The 2,496-nt window shown below is 36.5% G+C and carries 2 protein-coding genes; one reads left to right on the forward strand and one right to left on the reverse strand.

Features of this window, described 5'->3' with window-relative positions; all coding sequences use genetic code 11:
- Positions 1–86 precede the first annotated feature (86 nt).
- On the reverse strand, positions 87–812 hold the full coding sequence (locus HE1_RS03070; protein ID WP_052567276.1) for a pseudouridine synthase: 726 nt from the start codon (positions 810–812) through the stop codon (positions 87–89).
- A 214-nt stretch (positions 813–1,026) separates the two neighbouring features.
- Here HE1_RS03070 and HE1_RS03075 point away from each other — a divergent pair, with 214 nt between their 5' ends.
- A complete protein-coding gene (locus HE1_RS03075; RefSeq protein WP_006288517.1) occupies positions 1,027–1,968 on the forward strand; it encodes a CBS domain-containing protein in 942 nt (313 codons plus the stop codon).
- Positions 1,969–2,496 lie beyond the last annotated feature (528 nt).

A 2,496-nucleotide genomic window follows, 5' to 3' on the forward strand; every position in this document is an offset into this window, starting at 1 on the left:
CTCAGATATTTCAACCAAAAATGAATTTTACCATAGCCGTATTTTCCATGAAACGCAAAAGTTCAAAAGTGAAAAAACTAAAAGATTCAGTCACTAATATTTTTTTTTAAAAATGACTCCCAATGATTTTTAGGAACCTCTTTCCACTCTTTTGGGTGAAGAGGTTCAAGTTTGATTGTGGCAAATTGGATACGAATCAACTGTAAAACTACTAAGTTAAGTGCTTTAAGTCGGTTTCGAATTTCTCTTTTTTTCCCCTCTGTCAATATTACCGTCAACCAAGTAGCCCCTAAAGCTACGCTGTAATCCTGAATTTGGCACCCCTTGTACTGAATACCGTTATAAGAAATAGGCTCTTTCAGTGCTTTGCATAAACTCCACGCTTTTACGCCTTGTATTTCTACTCTATAATACCGCTTCCACCCGTATTTAGGATTTTCTAAAATGTGAGCCAAAATTGAAGTATTCGTCATCAGCAACAATCCTTCTGAATCAAAATCCAGTCGTCCCACATATATAAAGCGCTGTGCCAAAGGTAAAGGCTTTGAAAGTTCTGTGTAAATTGTGGGGCGGTTAAAAGGATCGGTGCGCGTTACAAGACAACCTCTTGGCTTATAACATTTCCACAAACATGGAACTTCTGGAGACTCAAGAGACACTCCATCAAGATCCACTCTATCTTGAGAAGAAACAAAACACGTCATATGAGTAACCAAAACTCCGTTCACGCTGACACGATGACACTTAATAGCCTCTTCTGCCTGACGACGAGACAAAGAAGAGCGCTCTGCAACGTATTTTGCTAACCTCATAGACTTTTAAGAATCGACTAAATTGAACGAACAAGACTACCATAGTTTAAAATTTTTAACAAGACTCTTGCTGAATGTGACGCTTAAGCACTATTCTTGCTATAGACTTCAACCAGAAGCGCTTGTTGGAATGCACGTGTGTAATAAATTAATTGGTAAGATGCGCACGCAGACAAAAAACAAATAAGACGTAATTGTAATATGGTGTTTAATTATGTATGATCCCAAAGCCATTCTTCATTCTCATATTTCAGGTCTTTATAAAATGGTGGAATCAATTCCTGAAAATCTTGATAGCTGTATAGAAAAATTACAAAAAGTTCAGGGAAGAATTATATGCACTGGGGTTGGAAAAAGCTCTTTTATCCTGCAAAAAATTTCCAGCAATTTTGCTTCTATTGGCATTGCATGTCAGTTTTTAGATGCAATTCACAGTGTACATGGAGAACTAGGAGGATTAAGAGAGCGCGACATAATTTTAGCAGGATCATACGCAGGGCAGTCTGTCGAGCTTGTCCCTATTTTTACTTTTGCCAAAACGAAAAACATATTTTCCATGCTTATGACTGCTTTTCCTTTAAACAGGTTAGGAAAAATGGCCAGTACAATATTGCGCTTACCAGAAGTTAAAGAAGTCGGTCCCCTTGGTTGCGTTCCTAGCACTTCTTCTTTAGTCATGCTGGCTTTAGGAGATCTGTTGGTTAGTGCATTAGAACAAAACATCACATTAGAGCGCTATCAAACGCACCACCCTCACGGAGCTTTGGGATTCAAGCTTTCTCCTGTTATCCACACTATGGTATCTGGTTCTGATTTACCCTTAGTATCTATAGATACGCCCTTTACAGAGGTGCTAATGGTTATGAGCGAAAAACGACTGGGATGTACAGGAGTCATCGATAAAGAAGGTAAGCTACAAGGAGTAATTTCCGATGGAGACGTGCGCCGATTTTGTATGCGGTTTAGAGATGTAACTTCTTATTCTGCATTAGAAATTATGCAAAAAGCTCCAAAAACTCTCCCCCCCCATGCGATTGTTAATGATGCGCTGACATTAATGGAAGTTCATAAAATTACGTTTGTTTTTATTATAGATCATGAACAAAAACCATTAGGTGTTATACACATCCACGACAGTTGGAAGAATATTCAGTAATATAGTAATTTAGCTTGGAAGTGGGACAGCGTGGTGCTATTTTAAAAAAAAATGACAAAGAAAAAATACAGCTTCAATCTAAGGGAGCCAGTAATAGAGTATATTAAACTTGGTAACGATCAAAAAAACGACATCCAAAATATTTAAAATTAGTAAAAGCAGCGTAAGTAGGTGGTGGATAAGATACAAAAAAGAAAGGAATAATTAGGTCTATCCTATGGTTAGGGAGTAAGGATAAAATAGCCCCAGAGAAGCTAAAGATTTAGGTTCAAGACAATAGAGATAAGAAATTAGATGAGATAGCAAAGCTATTTAACGCAAGTATTTGTTTTCTGTATACATAAGGTTAAAAATTTAGGATTTAGTTATAAAAAAAGCTTTTACCTATGTGGGGCATAAGTGTTGAAAGTGTCAAAATAAATGTTTAACAGCATTGAAATCTCCTCCTGAAATAATAATTAATGTTTTAATAAAAGATTTCTTTAGATCTAATGTAAATTGAAATAATGGAATTTTGAAGCCATGCAG

This window comes from Holospora elegans E1 (genome assembly GCF_000648275.1).
Lineage (GTDB): Bacteria > Pseudomonadota > Alphaproteobacteria > Holosporales > Holosporaceae > Holospora > Holospora undulata_A.